The organism is Streptomyces venetus, from assembly GCF_039540295.1.
GTDB lineage: Bacteria > Actinomycetota > Actinomycetes > Streptomycetales > Streptomycetaceae > Streptomyces > Streptomyces venetus.
Window position 1 is genome coordinate 1,067,286 of record NZ_BAABET010000001.1, and the last position, 17,169, is coordinate 1,084,454.

The following is a 17,169-nucleotide window of genomic DNA, read 5'->3' on the forward strand; positions in this document are numbered from 1 at the left end:
GCTGGCCTGTCCGACCCACTGTAGTGCCGTGCCGTCGAGGACCGGTGTGTCGTCATTCTGTGGGTCTTACGTATCCGCGTTCACAGCTGTTCGAAGCAAAGACGCTCACCTCGTTCTCCTGGTTGCCAGGAGGGGACGTGACCGATCTCAACTGATCGGGAGTGGGCCATCTCTCAGGCACTTTTGCGGGCAGAGCCGACCAATCAAGATCACTTGTTCCCGAGCGAGGGGCGCGCTGTCAGTGGCAGGTGCGAGGATGCGTGCAGTACTGGCCGACGTGCTGGGGCGGGGTGGGGGACTCCGCGCCTGAGCAGAAGGGACCGCTGACGGCGATGCAGATCCGGCTGACCGTCGTAGACCCACTGGGCCCGTCGGTGCCGGGGCGGGACCGCGCGCCACGCAGCGACGTGCTGGTCACGGCGCCCGCCGGCACGGCGCTCGCGGCGGTGGCCTCGGCACTCGCCCAGGTCGTCTCCGGCGGCGACGGCTCGGGCACCCCCGTGCTGTACGCCGGCGAACAGCGGCTGGACATCCAGCGGTGCACGCTCGGCGAGCCCCCGCTGACCGACGGTGCCGTGCTCTCCGTGGGCGCGCCGGGCGAGCCGGAGCCGCATCCGGAGCTGGACGACGCCCCGGCCCAGCTCCAGGTGGTCGCCGGTCCGGACGCCGGCGGGGTGCATCTGCTGCACGGCGGCGAGATCCGCATCGGCCGCTCCGCCGACGCCGACGTACCGCTGGACGACCCGGATGTCTCGCGGCTGCACTGCGCGGTGACGGTGAGCGCCGACGGCCGCGTCTCGGTCGCCGACCTCGACTCCACGAACGGCACCATGCTGGACGGCACCCGTGTGGGTGCCCGCCCGGTCCGTTTCGCGCCCGGGGCGCTGCTGCGGATCGGCGAGTCGGCACTGCGGCTGGCTCCCGCCGGAGGACCCGGTGGCCGGGTGGACACGACGCCGGACGGGGAGGGCCACGTGCGCGTGCCGGTGCCCGCCGACGGACCGGGGCCGGACGGCTCTGTGCCGGACCCGGCCTCTGCCGGTCCGTCCGGGCCCACCCGTCAGACGTACGGCTCGGTGGCCTGGGGCAGGCCGGGGCCCGCGGGGCGCGGCGCCGGCGACCCGGCCGTGGTGCCGGGCCAGGGCGGGGCGCCCCGAGTCGAGAGCAGGGGCGCGCCGGCGGCCGCGGAGGCTGCGCGGCCCGGGGCCGGCGAGGGCGGGCGGCGCGGGCCGGACCTGTCCCGGGGCCAGGGCGGCACGGGCGCCGTCGACGCGGCCGCGGGTCCCCCGCGCCCGGACGCTCCCGAGGGGCCTCGCCCGGGTTCCCGGGAAGAGAGGCCCGCGCTTTCGCCGGAGAGCTGGGTCCGCGCCCCCCGGCAGCGTGGCGCCGCCGGGGATCCGTCGGACACGGCCTCCCCCGACGGCGTCACCGGCGCTCCGCGGGAGCCCGGTGCGACGCGGTACGGGCTCGGCACCGGAGACACCCACGCGGGACGCTCCGCGACCGGGGCGTTCGGCGACGGGGGCACGGACGGCTCCGGTCGGCGCGCCGGAGCGGCGGACGGCCTCGCTCCCGGTGCGGACAGCGGACGCAAGGGCACGCCCCTGCGTGGCACCGACGTACCGCCGGGCACGCGCAGGCGGGGCGGGATCGGGGCGTGGGCGCGCCGGTTGGCCGGAGGGCGTGGCGAGCAGGCCCCGGGTCCCGCGCGCGGGACGTACGAGGACCCGTCGACCGCGGTCACGCCGGAGCGGCCGGCTGCGGTGCAGGCGGCGCCGGAGACCTGGCCGGACCCGGCCGCGTTGCTGCTGACGGCACTGGGGCCGGGCCCCCGGCTCTGGGAGCGCGGGCCGGGCCACCCGGAAGCGCTCGCGGTGCGCCTCGGTACGGCCGACCGCGCGGCACCGGACGGCTCGGGCCTGCTGCCCGCGGTGCCGGTGACCGCCGGGCTGCGCGAGGTCGGTGCGCTGGGGCTGGCCGGGCCGCGGGCGCGGCTCGCCGGGCTGACCCGTGCCGTGCTGGCGCAGCTCACCGCGCTGCACTCCCCCGACACGCTGGAGATCGTCCTGATCGCCGCGGACCGCTCCCGCTCCCTGGAGGAGCGCACCGCCGAGTGGTCCTGGCTGGGCTGGCTGCCGCATGTGCGTCCCGGGCACGGCCAGGACTGCCGGCTGCTCCTCGCCCACGACCGTGAACAGGCCGCGGCCCGCACCGACGAGCTCCTGCGCCGCCTGGACGACCAGCTGGCGGAGACGGGCCCGGGGCACGGCACGGCAAGGGGCGGCGGCCGGCTGACAAGCACGCCGATCCCCGACGCCCGCAGCACCGACCCGGCCACCGGCACCACAGCCGACGACGGCCGACCGCCCTACGCCCCTGGCCCGCACGGCCACGGGAGCGACAGCACCCGGGCAAACGCCGTCGGAAACAGCACGGCAGGGGGCGGCGGCCGGCTGACAGGCGCGCCGATCCCCGGTGCCCGCAGCACCGACACCACAGCCACCGACGGCCCACCGTCCAACGCCCCGGGCCCCCACGCTCACGGGAGCGACAACACCCGCGCGAACGCCTGGGGAAACAGCACCGCAGCGGGCGGCGGCCGGCTGACAGGCACGCCGATCCCCGACGCCCGGAACACCGACCCGGCCACCGACACCACAGCCACCGACGGCCCACCGTCCAACGCCCCCGGCCCGCACGGCCACGAGAGCGGCCCCCGCGCGAACCCCCGGGGAAACAGCACCCCGCACCCGGGCCCCGACGCCCCGTTCGCCCACGCCCCCGGGTCCGGCGCCCCCGCCACCGGCGCCGCGCCGGCCCACAGCTCGCAGGCCGCCACCCCGGCGAGCCGCCGCCCCTCCTGGGCTCAGGACGCCCCGGGCACGGACGGGGCGGACCGCTTCCCCGGTCCGTACACCGTCGTGGTGGTGGACGGCGACCCCGGCGGCGCCGACCTGCGCGAGGCCGTGGCACGGCTCGCGCTGGAGGGTCCCCGGGCCGGGATCCACGTCATCTGCCTGGCCGAGGCGGCCGCCGCCTCACCGGCCTCGCCGGTGACGGAAACCTACGAGGCCGCCTGCTCGGCGTCGCCGACGTTCCGGCAGTGCGGTGCGGTCGCGCTGCTCAGCGGGGACGTGGCGACGGCACTGCGGCTGATGCGCGTGGCCCGGGTCGGCGGCGGCTCCGCACCGGCCGGGCCCGTGGGCCACGGCACCGTCGCCACCGTCGACGCCGTCTCCCCCGCCTGGGCCGAGCGCTTCGCGCGGGCGCTGGCACCGCTGCGTACCGAGGGCGCGGCGAGCGAGCGGCAGCCGCGTGTCTCCGCGCCCCTTCCGCAGGCGGCCCGGCTGCTGGACGAGCTGGGCCTGGCCCGGGCGACCCCGGCGTCGCTGATGGCCCGCTGGGCGGACGCCGCCGATGATGCCGAGGCACTGGGCGGGCGGGTGCGCGCGGTGCTGGGTGCCGGGCCGCGCGGCCCGGTCGGCGCGGACCTTGCACTTGAGGGGCCGCATCTGCTGATCGAGGGCCCGTCGGGCAGCGGCCGTACGGAACTGCTGCGGGCGGTCGTCGCGTCCCTGGCCGCCGCCGAGCGGCCGGACCGCCTGGGCGTCGTGCTGGTCGACGGCCGGGGCGGCCCCGGCGCGGGCGGCGGGGCCGGCGAGGGGCTGCGCGTGTGTACGGACGTACCGCATGTCACCACCTATCTCACGGCCCACGACCCGGTCCGGATGCGGGAGTTCGCGCAGTCGCTCGGCGCCGAGCTGAAGCGGCGCGGCGAGCTGCTCGGGCGGTCCGGCTTCAACGAGTGGCACGCCGGGCGCGAGCTGTCCGGCCGGATGGTCACGCAACGCACCGCCACGGCCCGGGGCGGCGGCGCCCAGGCCGAGTCCGCCCCCGGGAGCGCCCCCAGGACCGCCGCCGGGGCCGGTGACCTCGACTCCGCGCCCAGTTCGACCATGCGGCTGCGGCCCGGAGCGGCCCGGCGGCAGACGGACGCGGCGCCGCCGCTGCCCCGGCTCGTCGTGGTCGTCGACGACCTGGACGCGCTGGTGTCCCCGGCGCTCGGTTCGACCGGACGGCCCGCCGCCGGGTCGGTGATGCGCGCGCTGGAGGCCGTGGCCCGGGAGGGCGAGCGGCTGGGCGTCCACCTGGTGGCGGCCACCGGCCCGTGCGCCCGCACGGCGGAGACGGAACCGGCCCGTCGGGCCACCCTCCGCGTGACCCTCGACGCCCCGGTGCCGGGTCCCGACGAGCCCGCTCCGGGCCGTGGGCGCCTGGACCGCGCGGACGGGCGGAGCACCCCGTTCCAGGGCGGGCGCGTCACCGGCCGCATCCCCCGGACGGCGACCCTGCGCCCCACCGTCGTCCCCCTCGAATGGCACCGCATGGGTGACCCTCCGGCCCGCCGTCCGGTGCGGGAACTCGGAAACGGCCCGACCGACCTGGCACTGTTGGCCAGCGCGCTGGAAAGGGCGGCGCGGGAGGTCTCGGCGGCGAGGGTGCCGTCACTTCTGTAGCACTGGTCCGTGGCGCTCTTCGGTGGCACTGGCCGGATGCCGACCCCGTCCGTCGGCCAGGGACGAGTCCCTGGTCACGACGGGGTCACGATCCCCCGCTTGACAGCCGACGCCATCTTGCCGCCCCCGCACACCCGGGCGTAGACCAGATCGCACGGGAGCGCGCTCGACGTTCGACGAGGAACGAAGAACGGGGCAGTCATGCGCATGACGAGCACCATCCGGACACGCTGGTCGCCGCAGCGGAACGAGGCGACCCCCCAGAGCCGCAGAGCCGTCAGGACAGCGGCCACCGTCGCCGCGGGAGCACTCGCGCTCTCGCTCACCGCCTGCGGAGGCAGCGACGACAACAGCACCGGCAACACGGGCCAGACCGAGGAGACCACCAACAGCGTCAACCTTCCGAAACTGGACGGGACGAGCCTGGAGGTCGCCGCCGTGTGGACCGGCACCGAACAGGCCAACTTCAAGAAGGTCCTCCAGGAGTTCGAGAACCGCACGGGCGCCAAGGTGACCTTCGTGCCCGCGCAGGACCCGATCATCAACTTCATCGGTTCGAAGGTGGCCGGCGGGCAGCCGCCGGACATCGCGATGCTGCCGCAGCCCGGCGCCATCAAGCAGGCCGTCGACAAGGGCTGGGCCAAGCCGCTGGGCTCCGACGCCGTCAAGGAGCTCGGCGAGAACTACTCCCAGGGCTGGCAGAACATCGGCAAGGTGGGCGGCAAGCCGTACGGCGTCTACTACAAGGCCGCCAACAAGTCCCTGATCTGGTACAACAACCAGGTCTTCGAGAACGCCGGGGCGAGTGAGCCCGAGACCTGGCCGGACCTGCTCAACACCGCGCAGACGGTCTTCGACTCCGGCGTCACCCCGTTCTCCATCGGCGCGGCCGAGGGCTGGACGCTGACCGACTGGTTCGAGAACGTCTACCTCTCCCAGGCCGGCCCGGAGAAGTACGACCAGCTGGCCAAGCACGAGATCAAGTGGACGGACCCGTCCGTGAAGGACGCGCTGACCACCCTCGCGCAGGTCTGGGGCAAGCCCGACTGGATCGCGGGCGGGGCGAACGGGGCGTTGCAGACCGACTTCCCGGCCTCCGTCACGCAGGTCTTCACCGGCGGGGACCAGCCCAAGGCGGCCATGGTCGCCGCGGGTGACTTCGCGCAGGTCAACATCCCGAAGAGCATGAAGATCGGGACGGACGCGAAGGTGTTCCCGTTCCCCGCGGTCGGTGACAACGGCCCGGTGGTCTCGGGCGGCGACGCGGCCGTGATCCTGGAGGACTCGAAGGGGTCCCAGGCCCTGGCCACCTGGCTCGCCTCCCCCGACGCGGCGTCGATCCAGGCCAAGCTGGGCGGCTACCTCTCGCCCAACAAGAACGTGCCGAACTCCGACTACCCCAACGCGGTGCAGCAGAAGATCGCCAAGGCGCTCATCGACGCCGGTGACGACTTCCGCTTCGACATGTCCGACCAGGCCCCGCAGGCCTTCGGCGGTACGCCCGGCAAGGGCGAGTGGAAGATCCTCCAGGACTTCCTGAAGAACCCGAAGGACATCGCGGGGACCCAGGCGAAGCTGGAGGCCGAAGCGGCCGCGGCCTACGGGAACTGACGTCATGACGTCGGCTACGGCAGGGGGCACCGAGCCCCCTGCCGCTCCCAAGTCGCGCAAGAGCGTGACCGGCACCCGCAGGACCGTCGCGGCGCTGTTCCTGCTGCCCGCGTTCGTCCTGCTCGGCGCGCTCGTGGTGTACCCGATCGGGTACTCGGTCGTGCGCAGCTTCTACGACCAGTCCGGTGACGGCTTCGCCGGAATAGACAACTACAAGTCCCTCTTCACCGACGAGGGCATCCGCACCGCGCTGAAGAACAACATCATCTGGGTGGTGTTCGCGCCCACGGTCGCGACGGCGCTCGGCCTGATCTTCGCGGTGCTGACCGAACGGGTGCGCTGGGGCACGGCCTTCAAACTGGTCGTCTTCATGCCGATGGCGATCTCCATGCTGGCGGCGGGCATCATCTTCCGCCTGGTGTACGACCAGGACCCGGACAAGGGCGTGGCGAACGCGGTGTGGGTGGGCGTGCACGACACCTTCGCCCCGTCGTCGGAGTTCCCGAAGGCCCACCCGGGCCGGGAGTCGCCGCTGAAGCCGGCCGGCGGCGGCGCGTTCGTCACCAAGTCGCCCGTGCGGACGGGCGAGACCGTCGCACTGCCGCTCGTGGGTGTCGCGCCGGATCTGATGCCGGACAACGCGAAGTCCGCCGCGGCGGCGAAACCCGAGCCGGACAAGATCACCGGCACGACCTGGCAGGACTTCACGCGCGGCAAGGGCGTGGGCAAGCTGAACGGGGTCGACGCGGCCGAACTGGGTTATGCGGGCATGAAGGTCGAGGCCGTCAAGGACGGCAGGGTCGTGGCGTCGGCGACGGCCGCCGACGACGGCACCTTCACGCTGCCGGCCTCGGCCGACGGGGCCCTGCTCCGGCTCCCGGCGAGCAACTTCAAGGAGCCGTACAACGGCCTGGACTGGCTCGGCCCGGCCCTGGTCACCCCGTCCATCATCGGCTCGTACATCTGGATGTGGGCGGGCTTCGCGATGGTGCTGATCGCGGCGGGGCTCGCGGGCGTGCCGCGTGAACTGCTGGAGGCGGCCCGGGTCGACGGAGCGTCGGAATGGCAGGTGTTCAGACGGGTCACGGTGCCGTTGCTGGCGCCGGTCCTCGCGGTCGTCACCGTCACCCTGATGATCAACGTGCTGAAGATCTTCGACCTGGTCTTCATCATCGCCCCCGGCTCCTCCCAGGACGACGCGAACGTCCTCGCCCTGGAGCTGTACCGCAAGGGCTTCTCCGAGGACCAGCCGGGCATCGCCAGCGCCATCTCGGTGTTCCTGCTGCTGCTCGTGATCCCGGTGATGTGGTTCAACGTACGGCGGCTGCGACGGGAGGTGCGGCGATGAAGGCCATGCAGTCGCTCGGGTCCAAGCTGGTCGAGGGGGTCAGCGGTGGGCTGGTGCGGGTGTTCCTCATCGTCGTCGGGCTGTTCTGGCTGGTGCCGACGATCGGTCTGCTGCTGTCCAGCCTGCGCTCGCCGGAGGACATCGCGGCGAGCGGCTGGTGGAAGGTGTTCACCGAGCCCTCGCAGATCACCTTCGACAGCTACCGGAAGCTGCTGGAGAACGAGGACATCACCAACTCCCTGCTGAACACGGTGTGGATCACCGTGCCGGCGACCGTGCTGGTCGTGGTCATCGGCTCGCTGGCGGGCTACGCCTTCGCCTGGATGGAGTTCCCGGGCCGGGACTGGTGGTTCCTGGGCGTCGTCGGCCTGTTGGTCGTGCCCGTGCAGGTGGCGCTGATCCCGATCGCCGAACTCTTCGGCGGCATCGGCATCTTCGGCTCCGTACTCGGCGTGGTGCTCTTCCACGTCGGCTTCGGGCTGCCGTTCGCGGTGTTCCTGCTGCGGAACTTCTTCGCGGAGATCCCGAGGGAACTGCTGGAGGCGGCCCGCCTGGACGGGGCGGGTGAACTGCGGCTGTTCCTGCGTGTCGTGATGCCGCTCGGCGGCCCGGCGATCGCCGCCCTCGGCATCTTCCAGTTCCTGTGGGTGTGGAACGACCTGCTGGTCGCGCTGATCTTCTCGGACTCCGGGAGCCAGCCGATCACCGTGGCGCTCCAGACGCAGGTACGGCAGTTCGGCAACAACATCGACGTGCTGGCACCCGGCGCGTTCATCTCGATGGTGATCCCGCTGGCCGTCTTCTTCGCGTTCCAGCGGCAGTTCGTGTCCGGCGTGATGGCGGGCGCGGTGAAGTAGCCATTACCACAGGGTGGTTGGCGGGGCGGGCCGACAGCGGTCCGTCCCGTCCGCGTTCCCCCGGATGCCGTAGCCACCGTAACCAAGTCGCCTCGCCGGCCGTTCCCGGGCCGAACGCCCGTGCCGACCGATGGATGGCCTCTTGCCCAGGTTCAGTGTCATTGTCCCCGCGTACCAGGTTCAGGCGTACCTGCACGAGTGCCTCGAATCGGTGCTCTCCCAATCGTGTCCCGATCTGGAACTGATCGTCGTCGACGACTGCTCGCCGGACGCATGCGGCGCGATCATCGACGAGTTCGCCGCCCGTGACGCGCGGGTCCGGCCCGTGCATCTGCCGGAGAACGTCGGCCTGGGCCGCGCCCGCAACGCGGGGGTCGCGCACGCGAGCGGCGACTACCTGCTGTTCCTCGACAGCGACGACACCCTCACGCCCGACGCGCTGCGGTCGATCACGGACCGGCTGAAGGAGACGGGCGATCCGGACGTCCTGGTCTTCGACTACGCGCGCACCCACTGGACGGGCGAGGCGGTCCGCAACCAGGCGGCCCTCCATCTCACCGAGCAGGGCCCGGCGCCGTTCCGCCTGGAGGACCGGCCGGAGCTGCTGCGGCTGCTGATGGTCGCCTGGAACAAGGCCTACCGGCGGGACTTCGTCGAGCGGAAGGGCTTCACCTTCCCGCCGGGGTACTACGAGGACACGCCGTGGACGTACCCGGTGCTGATGACAGCGGAGTCGATCGCGACCCTGGACCGGGTCTGCGTGCACTACCGGCAGCGCCGGCAGGGCAGCATCCTGCGCACCACCAGCGAGCGGCACTTCGACGTCTTCGAGCAGTACGACCGGCTCTTCGCATACCTCGACGAGCGCCCCGAACTGGCCAGGTGGCGACCGGCGCTCTTCCGCCGCATGGTCCATCACCTGGCGATCGTGTACTCCCGGCGGGACCGGCTGCCCCGCGGTTCGCACGCGGACTTCCTGCGCCGGGCCCGCGCCCACTACCGCCGCTACCGCACCCCGGGCGCCCGCCTCCCCCTGCGCGCCCGGGTGCACCATGTCCTGATCCGCTTCGGCCTGCACCGCACCTACCGCACGCTCCGGCTGGCCTCGGCCCTGCACCGCGGGGCGGCCCGGTCGGCCGGACAGCTGCTGCGGGCCCTCAGGTCCGCCGCCCTCGGGGCCCACTACCGCCTCCAGCGCTGTCTGCCGCTGCGCGCCGACCGGGCCGTCTTCGCCGCCTACGACGGCCGCGGCCACAGCTGCAACCCGGGCGCGCTGGAGTCCGCGTTCCGCGATCTCGCCCCGCACATCCGCACGGCCTGGATCGCCCGTCCCGAGCACCACCACGCGATGCCGCCGGGCCCGCGCCGCGTCGTCCCCGGCACGGCCGCCTACTGGACGGCGCTCGCCCGCTCCCGGTACCTGGTCAGCAACACCGACTTCGACCACCGGCTGGCCAAGCGCCGGGGCCAGGTGCTGATCCAGACCGGGCACGGCACCCCGCTGGGGCACATCGGCCTGGACCTCCAGGAGCGCCCGGCGGCAGCCCGCGGCAGGGACTTCGCCCGGCTGCTCAAGGGCGTGGACCAGTGGGACTACGTCCTGTCCGCCAACCGCCACACCACGCTGACCCACGAGCGCGTCCACCCCGGCCGCTACACCACGCTCGAGTACGGCTACCCCCGCAACGACGTGTTCCGCACGGCGACCGCGGCCGACGTGTCCCGGCTGCGCGCCTCGCTCGGCATCCCCGAGGGCACGGTGGCGATCCTGTACGCGCCGACCCACCGCGACTATCGACGGTCCCAGCGCCGCTGCCTCGACCTCCAGCGGATCGTGCGCCGTCTGGGCCCGCGTTTCGTCGTGCTGGCCCGCGCCCATCACTCCTACGGCGCCCCGCTGACCAACACCTGCGGCAGGGTCGTCGACGTCAGCGACCATCCGAGCGTGGAGTCGCTCTGCCTGGCCTCGGACGCCCTGGTCACGGACTACTCGTCGGTGATGTTCGACTACGCCAACCTGGACCGGCCGATCGTGGTCCTCGCCGACGACTGGGAGGCGTACGAGGCGGCCCGCGGCACCTACTTCGACCTGCTCGCCTTCCCGCCGGGCGCGGTCGCGCGCGGCGAGGACGAGCTGATCGACATCTTCGCCACCGGCCACTGGCGCGGCTCCCGGTCGACGCAGCTGCGTGCGGCGTTCCGTGAGCGGTTCTGCACGTACGACGACGGCCGGGCCGCCGAGCGGGTCGTACGCCGGGTCGTGCTCGGGGAGTCGGAGCTGCCGCCGGTCCTGCCGCTGGGAGAGCGCCGTCCGGTGCCGTCGGCGGCGGCCTCGTCGGCGCGCGAGCCACTCACCACGGTGCCGCAGCCGGCCGGTCCCGCGTCCTTCACCGACCGCCTGTGAACCCGTTCCGCAGTCCGGGGAGCCCGCATGCCCTCCAGCCCGTCGCGGCCGACGCCCAGCCGGCCGCCCTCCTGGCGCCCGTCCGGACGACCGGGACGCCGTGGCACCGCCTGACAGCGACCCGCTTCCGCAGAACCTGAGGGCGACCCCGCGTCCGAAGAACACGACAGAAAGAGCAGAATGCCCCGCTTCAGCATCGTCGTCCCGTCCCATGGGGTCGCGGGCCGGCTGGCCCAGGCGCTGGACTCGGTCCTCGCCCAGTCGTTCGGCGACTTCGAGCTGATCCCGGTGTGCGACGCACCCGACTCACCCGCGGCGGACGTCGTCGCCGGGTACGCGGAGCGGGACTCCCGGCTGACGCCGGTCAACTCCCCGCCGTCGGCCGGTCTGGCCGGGGCGCGCAACACCGGGCTGCGGGCGGCGGTCGGCGGCCATGTGCTGTTCCTCGACGGGGACGACGTCCTGGCCCCGGGAGCGCTGGCGGCGCTGGACGCCCGGCTGCGCGACACCGGCGAGGTGGACGTCCTGTACGCCGAGCACGAGCGCACCCCCTGGTGGGAGGGCGAGCCGGGCAAACCGGCCGCGCCGCTGCTGGCCGGCACACCGGACGGGGCCTTCTCCCCCGACCGGGCCCCGGAGCTGACGGGCGTGGCCCTGCCGGCGTGGAGCGCGGTGTACCGCAGGGCCTTCCTCACCGAGCAGGACCTCACGTTCCCCGGGGACCACTTCACCGACGTCGGGTTCGGCGGGCTGGTCGCCCTGCGGGCGGAGCGGATGGCGGTGCTGCGCACGGTCGTCGTCCGGCACCTGCTGCGCCGGCAGGGCAACCGGCTGGGCCTGCCCGGGGAGCACCACGCCGAGTTGCTCGACCAGACCGAGCTGGTGCTGACCCGGGCCGGGGAACAGGGGCTGGCGCCGCAGCGGCTGAAGTCGCTGTTCGAGCAGCTCTTCGCCGCCGTGCTGAAGACGGCCGCCCATCCCCGCCGGCTCCCGGCCGGACACCGGGCCTTCTTCCACCGGGCGAGCGGGCTCTACCGGCGGCACCGCCCGGCCGGCTACCGGCCGCCCGGCGGCAGCCTCGGCGTCCAGCACCGGCTGCTGGCGGCCGGGTCCTACACGGCGTTCCGCGCGCTGCGCACCGCCAACCGCGGAGCGCTGCGGGCCGCCGCGCTGCTCCCCCGGCCCCGGGGGCTGCGCACCCGGCTGCGGTACGCGGCGGCCCTGCGCCGCCCCCTGGACAGGAACCTGGTCGTGTACTGCGCGTACTGGGGCCGCGGCTACGCCTGCAACCCGGCCGCGATCCACGCCAAGGCGCGCGAACTCGCCCCGCACCTGCGCTCGGTGTTCCTGGTGGAGCCGGACGCGGTGGACACCCTGCCGGAGGGCCTGGAGTACGCGGTGATCGGCAGCCGGAAGTACTGGGAGGTGCTGGCCCGCGCCAAGTACCTCGTCAACAACGCCAACTTCGCGGACGCCGTCGTCAAGCGCCCCGGCAGCGTGCACCTCCAGACCCAGCACGGCACCCCGCTGAAGAAGATGGGCACCGACCAGGCGACGTATCCCGTGGTGGCCGCGGCGACCGGAAGCTTCGCCCGGCTGCTGGCCCGGATCGACCGCTGGGACTACAACCTCACCTCCAACCGGCACTCCACCGAGATGTGGGAGCGGGCGTTCCCCGGGGCGCACGAGATCCTCGAGTACGGCTATCCGCGCAACGACGTGTACTGCACGGCCTCCGCCGAGGACGTCGCCCGCGTCCGCCGGGAGCTGGGCGTCCCCGAGGGCAAGAAGGCCCTGCTCTACGCGCCCACGCACCGCGACTACGCCACCGGCTTCGCGTCGGGCCTGGACCTGGCGGCGTTCTGCGAGGCGATCGGCGACGACTACGTGGTCCTGCTGCGCGTCCACTACTTCTACGACCAGGGGGCGAGCCGGGGCGGCGGGCGGATCATCGACGTCACCGGGCACCGCTCGTCGGAGGACGTGTGCCTGGCCGCGGACGCCCTGATCACCGACTACTCGTCGATCATGTTCGACTACGCCAACCTGGACCGGCCGATCGTCGTGTACGCCGACGACTGGGACGTCTACCGGGAGACCCGGGGCGTCTACTTCGACCTGATGGGGTTCCCGCCGGGCCGGATCGCCCGCACGGCCGGGGAACTGGCGGCCGTCTTCCGCGACGGCACCTGGGCGGACGAGTCGGCCACGGCCCTGCGCGCCGCGTTCCGGGAGCGTTTCTGCCAGTTCGACGACGGGCGGGCCGCCGAGCGCGTCGTACGCCGGGTGCTGCTGGGGGAGCCGCCCGAGTCGATCCCGCCCGTGGTGCCGCTCGCGGAGCGCGTCCCGGCCCCCGCCGCCACCCTCGTGAGGAGCTGACCGAAGAAGTGCCCCGCTTCAGCATCATCGTCCCCGTCTACAAGGTGCAGGGCTTCCTGCGCGAGTGTCTCGACTCGGTGCTCGGTCAGTCGTACGGCGACTTCGAGCTGATCGCCGTGGACGACCGCTCGCCGGACGGCAGCGGCGCGATCCTCGACGAGTACGCCGCCCGCGACACCCGGGTGCGGGTGCTGCACCTGCCCGAGAACGTGGGCCTGGGCCGGGCCCGCAACGCCGGCCTCGCGCAGGCGGCCGGGGACTACGTCCTGTTCCTCGACAGCGACGACCACTACACGCCGGGCCTGCTGGCGGCCGTCGCCGCGCGGCTCGGGGCGACCGGCGACCCGGACCTTCTGGTCTTCGACCACGTGCGTACCCACTGGTGGGGCCGGGGCGGGCGCAGTGAGGCGGCGGACCTGCTGGCCGCGGCGGGCCTGGAGACGTTCTCCGTCCGGGCGTGCCCCCAGTACCTGAACCTCTTCCTGGTCGCGTGGAACAAGGCGTACCGGCGGTCGTTCTTCCTGGAGCACGGCCTGGCGTACGGGCCGGGGCTGTACGAGGACGCCCCGGTGACCTACCGGTCGATGGTGCTGGCCGACCGGATCGCCTGCCTGGACCGGATCGGGGTCGAGTACCGGCAGCGGCGGCAGGGCGCGATCACCAGGACGCCCGGGCGCCGCCACTTCGAGATCTTCCCGCAGTACGAGGGGCTGTTCACGTTCCTGGAGCAGCGCCCCGACCTCGCCTGGGCGCGGCCGTTGCTGCTGGAGCGGGCGCTGGACCACATGCTGTTCGTGCTGGCGCGTGAGGACCGGGTGCGGCCGGCGGACCGGGGGGACTTCTACCGCGAGATCCGTTCCTTCCACCGCCGTCACCTCCCGGAGGGCGGTTTCCCGGTGCCGGACGGCTGGCGCGGGGTGGAGATGCGGCTGCTGGCCTCGGCGCCCTACGCGTCGTACGCGGCGGTGCGCGGGCTGCGGGAGCTGCGCGCGACCGCCCTGGAGGGGCAGCGGCGGGTGGCGCGGAAGGCGTCGGAGACCGCGCGCCGCACCTGGTACGCGGCGCAGTCGAAGCGCCCGCTCGACCCGCACCTCGCCGTCTACTCCGCGACCCACCACCGGGGCGTGGCGGGCGACCCGGCCGCGATCCACGCCAAGGCCCGTGAGCTCGCCCCGCACATCCGGGGCGTGTGGGTGGTCCGGGAGGACGCGGTGGACGGGCTGCCGCCCGGCATCGACCATGTGACGCCCGGCTCGCGCCGCTACCACGAGGTCATGGCCCGGGCCACGTACTGGGTGAACAACGTCAACTGGCCGGGCACCCTGGCCAAGCGGCCCGGCAGCGTGCACATCCACACCCACCAGGGCACCCCGCTCAAGTACATGGGCGCCGACCTGCTGACCAAGCCGGGCGCCCGGCACGGCCTCGACGTCCCGCAGATGCTGCGCCGCGCCGACCGCTGGGACTACAGCCTGGTCGCGGGGCGGCACGCGGAACGGGCCTGGGAGCGGGCGTACCCGTGTCACTTCACCTCGCTGCGGACCGGCAGCCCGCGCAACGACGTGCTGGTCGGCGCCGGCCGGGAGCGGGGCCCGGCGGTGCGCGAGCGGCTCGGCATCCCGGCCGATGACACGGTCGTGCTGTACGCGCCGACCCGCCGGGACTACCGGCGCGGCGGCCACGTCGACCGGATCGACCTGGCCCGGTTCGCGGCGGACCTGGGCCCCGGCCACACCCTCGTCGTGCGCCTGCACCCCTCGTTGGCCGGGGGTGTGGCGCGCGGCCTGGGCCTGTCGGACCTGCACCGGCGCGGTGTGCTGGTGGACGCGACCGACGAGCCGCACGTGGAGGACGTGATGCTCGCCTCCGACGTCCTGGTCACCGACTACTCCGCCCTGATGTTCGACTACGTCCTCCTCGACCGGCCGGTCGTGGTCCACGCCGACGACTGGGGCGCGTTCGCGGCGAGCCGGGGGGCCTACTTCGACATCACGGCCGACGCGCCGGGGCACGTGTCGCGCTCCTACCGGGAGCTGACCTGGCTGTTCGCGTCCGGTACCTGGCAGGACGCGGAGTCGGGGCGGCTGCGGGCGGGCTTCCGGGAGCGGTACTGCGAGTTCGAGGACGGGCAGGCCGCCGAACGGGTCGTACGGCTGGTGATGCTGGGCGAGCGGGGCGGTGCGCCGCTGCCCGCGGCCCGCAGGACACCCGCCGTGGCCGCGCGGTCCGAGGCGCTGGTCGAGAGATGACGACACCGACAACCCCCGAGGCCCTGCCCTCCCTGCCCGGCCAGCGGGGCTCCTCGGCACCGCCGGCCGCCGTCGAGCGGCTGCTGCCGGTGCACCGGTGGCACGCGGCCCTGGTCGCCGTGCCCACCGCGGCCCTGTTCGTGCTGGGCTACGGGCGCCGCTGGATCTGCGACGACGGGCTGATCTACCTGCGTCCGGTCCGGCAGATCCTGGCGGGCAACGGGCCCGTGTTCAACGTGGGGGAACGGGCGGAGAGTTCCACCGGCACCCTGTGGCAGTGGCTGCTCGCGCTCGGCACCTGGCTGACCGGCGAGGACCCGGCGTTCCTCGCGGTCGGGCTGGGGCTGCTGCTGAGCACCGCCGGGTTCGGGTTCGCGCTGTACGCCACGTGCCGGCTGCACCGGAGCGCGGGGCTGCTCCTGCCGGCGGGAGTGGTCGTACTGCTGGCGGTGCCGCCCTTCTGGACGTACATGACCTCGGGTCTGGAGAGCGGCCTCGGCGTCTTCTGGACCGGCCTGTCGTGGTGGCTGCTGACGCGCACCCGGCGGGGACAGGACGCCCGGGAGACGTACCCGGCCGCCTTCGTGTTCGGGCTGGGTCCGCTGGTCCGGCCCGATCTCGCGGTGGTCACGGGGTGTTTCCTGGCGGCGCAGTGGTGGGTGCTGCGGCCCTCCCGGCGGGGTGTCGCGGCGATGCTGGTCTCGGCCGGAGCGCTGCCGCTCGCGTACGAGGTCTTCCGGGCGGGGTACTACGGGATCCTGGTGCCGCTGCCCGCCATCGCCAAGGAGGCGGGCGCCAGCGACTGGAGCCGGGGCGCCGGCTATGTGCAGGAGACGCTCGGGCCCTACTGGCTGTGGCCCGTCGTGCCCGTGCTCGGCGCGCTGGCGGTGCTGCTGGTGCGGCGCACCCGTCGGCAGCGGCGGGTGCGCGCCCCCGGCCGGGCCTCGCTCGCGGTGCTGCTCGCGCCGTTCGCGGCGGGTTTGCTGCTGGCCGGGTACGTCGTCCGCGTCGGCGGTGACTACATGCACGCCCGCATGATCCTGCCCGCGCTCCTGCTGCTGCTCCTGCCGGTGCTGGTGGTCCCCGCGACCAGGTTCACGGGCGTGGCGGCCGCGCTGCTGGTGGTGTGGCTGTGCGCGGCGGTCAGTCCCCTGCGGGCGCCGTTCGACGTGCGCGGCACGCCGACGACCTTCAATGTGCGCAGTTCCGACGTGGAGGGGCTCGGTGACCACAACCCGGTGCGCACCGCGACCTGGGTGGACCACTGGCCTGCCCTGCCGGAGGGGCGCGGCATGCTCGCCCGGGCCGAGCGCGCGCCCCGGCCGACGCTGCTGTACTTCGACGCGCGGCGGCGGCTGCACGCCACACCGGCGCGGCGGGACTCGCCGTACCACGTGGTGATCGTGGGCCGGCATCTCGGTGTCACGGGGGCCGCCGCCCCGCTCGACGCCTACGTCAACGACGCCTGGGGGCTGGCCAGCCCCGTCGGCGCGCATCTCGCGCTGGAGCGGTGGAGCTGGCCCGGGCACGAGAAGTTCCTGCGCAACCACTGGGTCTTCGCGGAGTGGGCGGTCGCGTCTCCGCCGCGGCAGGACCTGGTGCGGGCAGGGACGTCACGGGAGGCGGTCGAGGCGGCCCGGGCCGCGCTGGGCTGCGGTGAGCTGGCCGAGCTGACGGAGTCGGCACGTGCGCCGCTCACCGCCGGGCGGTTCTGGGACAACCTCACGGGGGCCTTCGAGCGGACCCGGTTCCGGTTCGCGCGCTGGCCGGCCGCGGCGGAGCGGGCGCTGTGCGACTGACGGCT

The 17,169-nt window shown here is 74.0% G+C and carries 8 protein-coding genes; all 8 read left to right on the forward strand.

From position 1 onward, the window contains the following. The first annotated feature begins 332 nt into the window (after window positions 1–332). The 8 genes from ABEA82_RS04655 (at window position 333) to ABEA82_RS04690 (ending at window position 17,164) form a co-directional block, all read left to right on the forward strand. Entirely contained in the window at window positions 333–4,517 is a 4,185-nt protein-coding gene (locus ABEA82_RS04655) for an FHA domain-containing protein (protein WP_345660125.1), read from the forward strand. A 201-nt stretch (window positions 4,518–4,718) separates the two neighbouring features. Continuing rightward, on the forward strand, window positions 4,719–6,128 hold the full coding sequence (locus ABEA82_RS04660) for an ABC transporter substrate-binding protein (protein ID WP_345660054.1): 1,410 nt from the start codon (window positions 4,719–4,721) through the stop codon (window positions 6,126–6,128). A gap of 4 nt (window positions 6,129–6,132) precedes the next feature. Beyond that, window positions 6,133–7,476 carry a carbohydrate ABC transporter permease gene (locus tag ABEA82_RS04665; RefSeq protein WP_345660055.1) on the forward strand — a complete coding sequence of 448 codons (1,344 nt, stop codon included), beginning with the start codon at window positions 6,133–6,135 and terminating at the stop codon, window positions 7,474–7,476. Beyond that, complete coding sequence (locus tag ABEA82_RS04670) at window positions 7,473–8,333, forward strand: carbohydrate ABC transporter permease (RefSeq protein WP_345660056.1); 861 nt, start codon at window positions 7,473–7,475, stop codon at window positions 8,331–8,333. The genes ABEA82_RS04665 and ABEA82_RS04670 overlap by 4 nt, the downstream gene beginning before the upstream one ends. A gap of 142 nt (window positions 8,334–8,475) precedes the next feature. Beyond that, a complete protein-coding gene (locus ABEA82_RS04675; RefSeq protein ID WP_345660057.1) occupies window positions 8,476–10,737 on the forward strand; it encodes a bifunctional glycosyltransferase/CDP-glycerol:glycerophosphate glycerophosphotransferase in 2,262 nt (753 codons plus the stop codon). A 180-nt stretch (window positions 10,738–10,917) separates the two neighbouring features. Then, window positions 10,918–13,116 carry a bifunctional glycosyltransferase/CDP-glycerol:glycerophosphate glycerophosphotransferase gene (locus ABEA82_RS04680; RefSeq protein WP_345660058.1) on the forward strand — a complete coding sequence of 733 codons (2,199 nt, stop codon included), beginning with the start codon at window positions 10,918–10,920 and terminating at the stop codon, window positions 13,114–13,116. A gap of 8 nt (window positions 13,117–13,124) precedes the next feature. Next, entirely contained in the window at window positions 13,125–15,365 is a 2,241-nt protein-coding gene (locus ABEA82_RS04685; RefSeq protein WP_345660059.1) for a bifunctional glycosyltransferase/CDP-glycerol:glycerophosphate glycerophosphotransferase, read from the forward strand. Then, entirely contained in the window at window positions 15,362–17,164 is a 1,803-nt protein-coding gene (locus ABEA82_RS04690) for an arabinofuranosyltransferase AftB family protein (protein ID WP_345660060.1), read from the forward strand. Before ABEA82_RS04685 ends, ABEA82_RS04690 begins: the two co-directional genes overlap by 4 nt. The last annotated feature ends 5 nt before the right edge of the window (window positions 17,165–17,169 follow it).

Excerpts from the sequence above, each read along its gene's own strand:
- ABEA82_RS04655 (WP_345660125.1), top strand. The coding sequence starts at position 333 with ATGCAGATCCGGCTGACCGTCGTAGACCCACTGGGCCCGTCGGTGCCG.
- ABEA82_RS04660 (WP_345660054.1), top strand. The coding sequence starts at position 4,719 with ATGCGCATGACGAGCACCATCCGGACACGCTGGTCGCCGCAGCGGAAC.
- ABEA82_RS04665 (WP_345660055.1), top strand. The coding sequence starts at position 6,133 with ATGACGTCGGCTACGGCAGGGGGCACCGAGCCCCCTGCCGCTCCCAAG.
- ABEA82_RS04670 (WP_345660056.1), top strand. The coding sequence starts at position 7,473 with ATGAAGGCCATGCAGTCGCTCGGGTCCAAGCTGGTCGAGGGGGTCAGC.
- ABEA82_RS04680 (WP_345660058.1), top strand. The coding sequence starts at position 10,918 with ATGCCCCGCTTCAGCATCGTCGTCCCGTCCCATGGGGTCGCGGGCCGG.
- ABEA82_RS04690 (WP_345660060.1), top strand. The coding sequence starts at position 15,362 with ATGACGACACCGACAACCCCCGAGGCCCTGCCCTCCCTGCCCGGCCAG.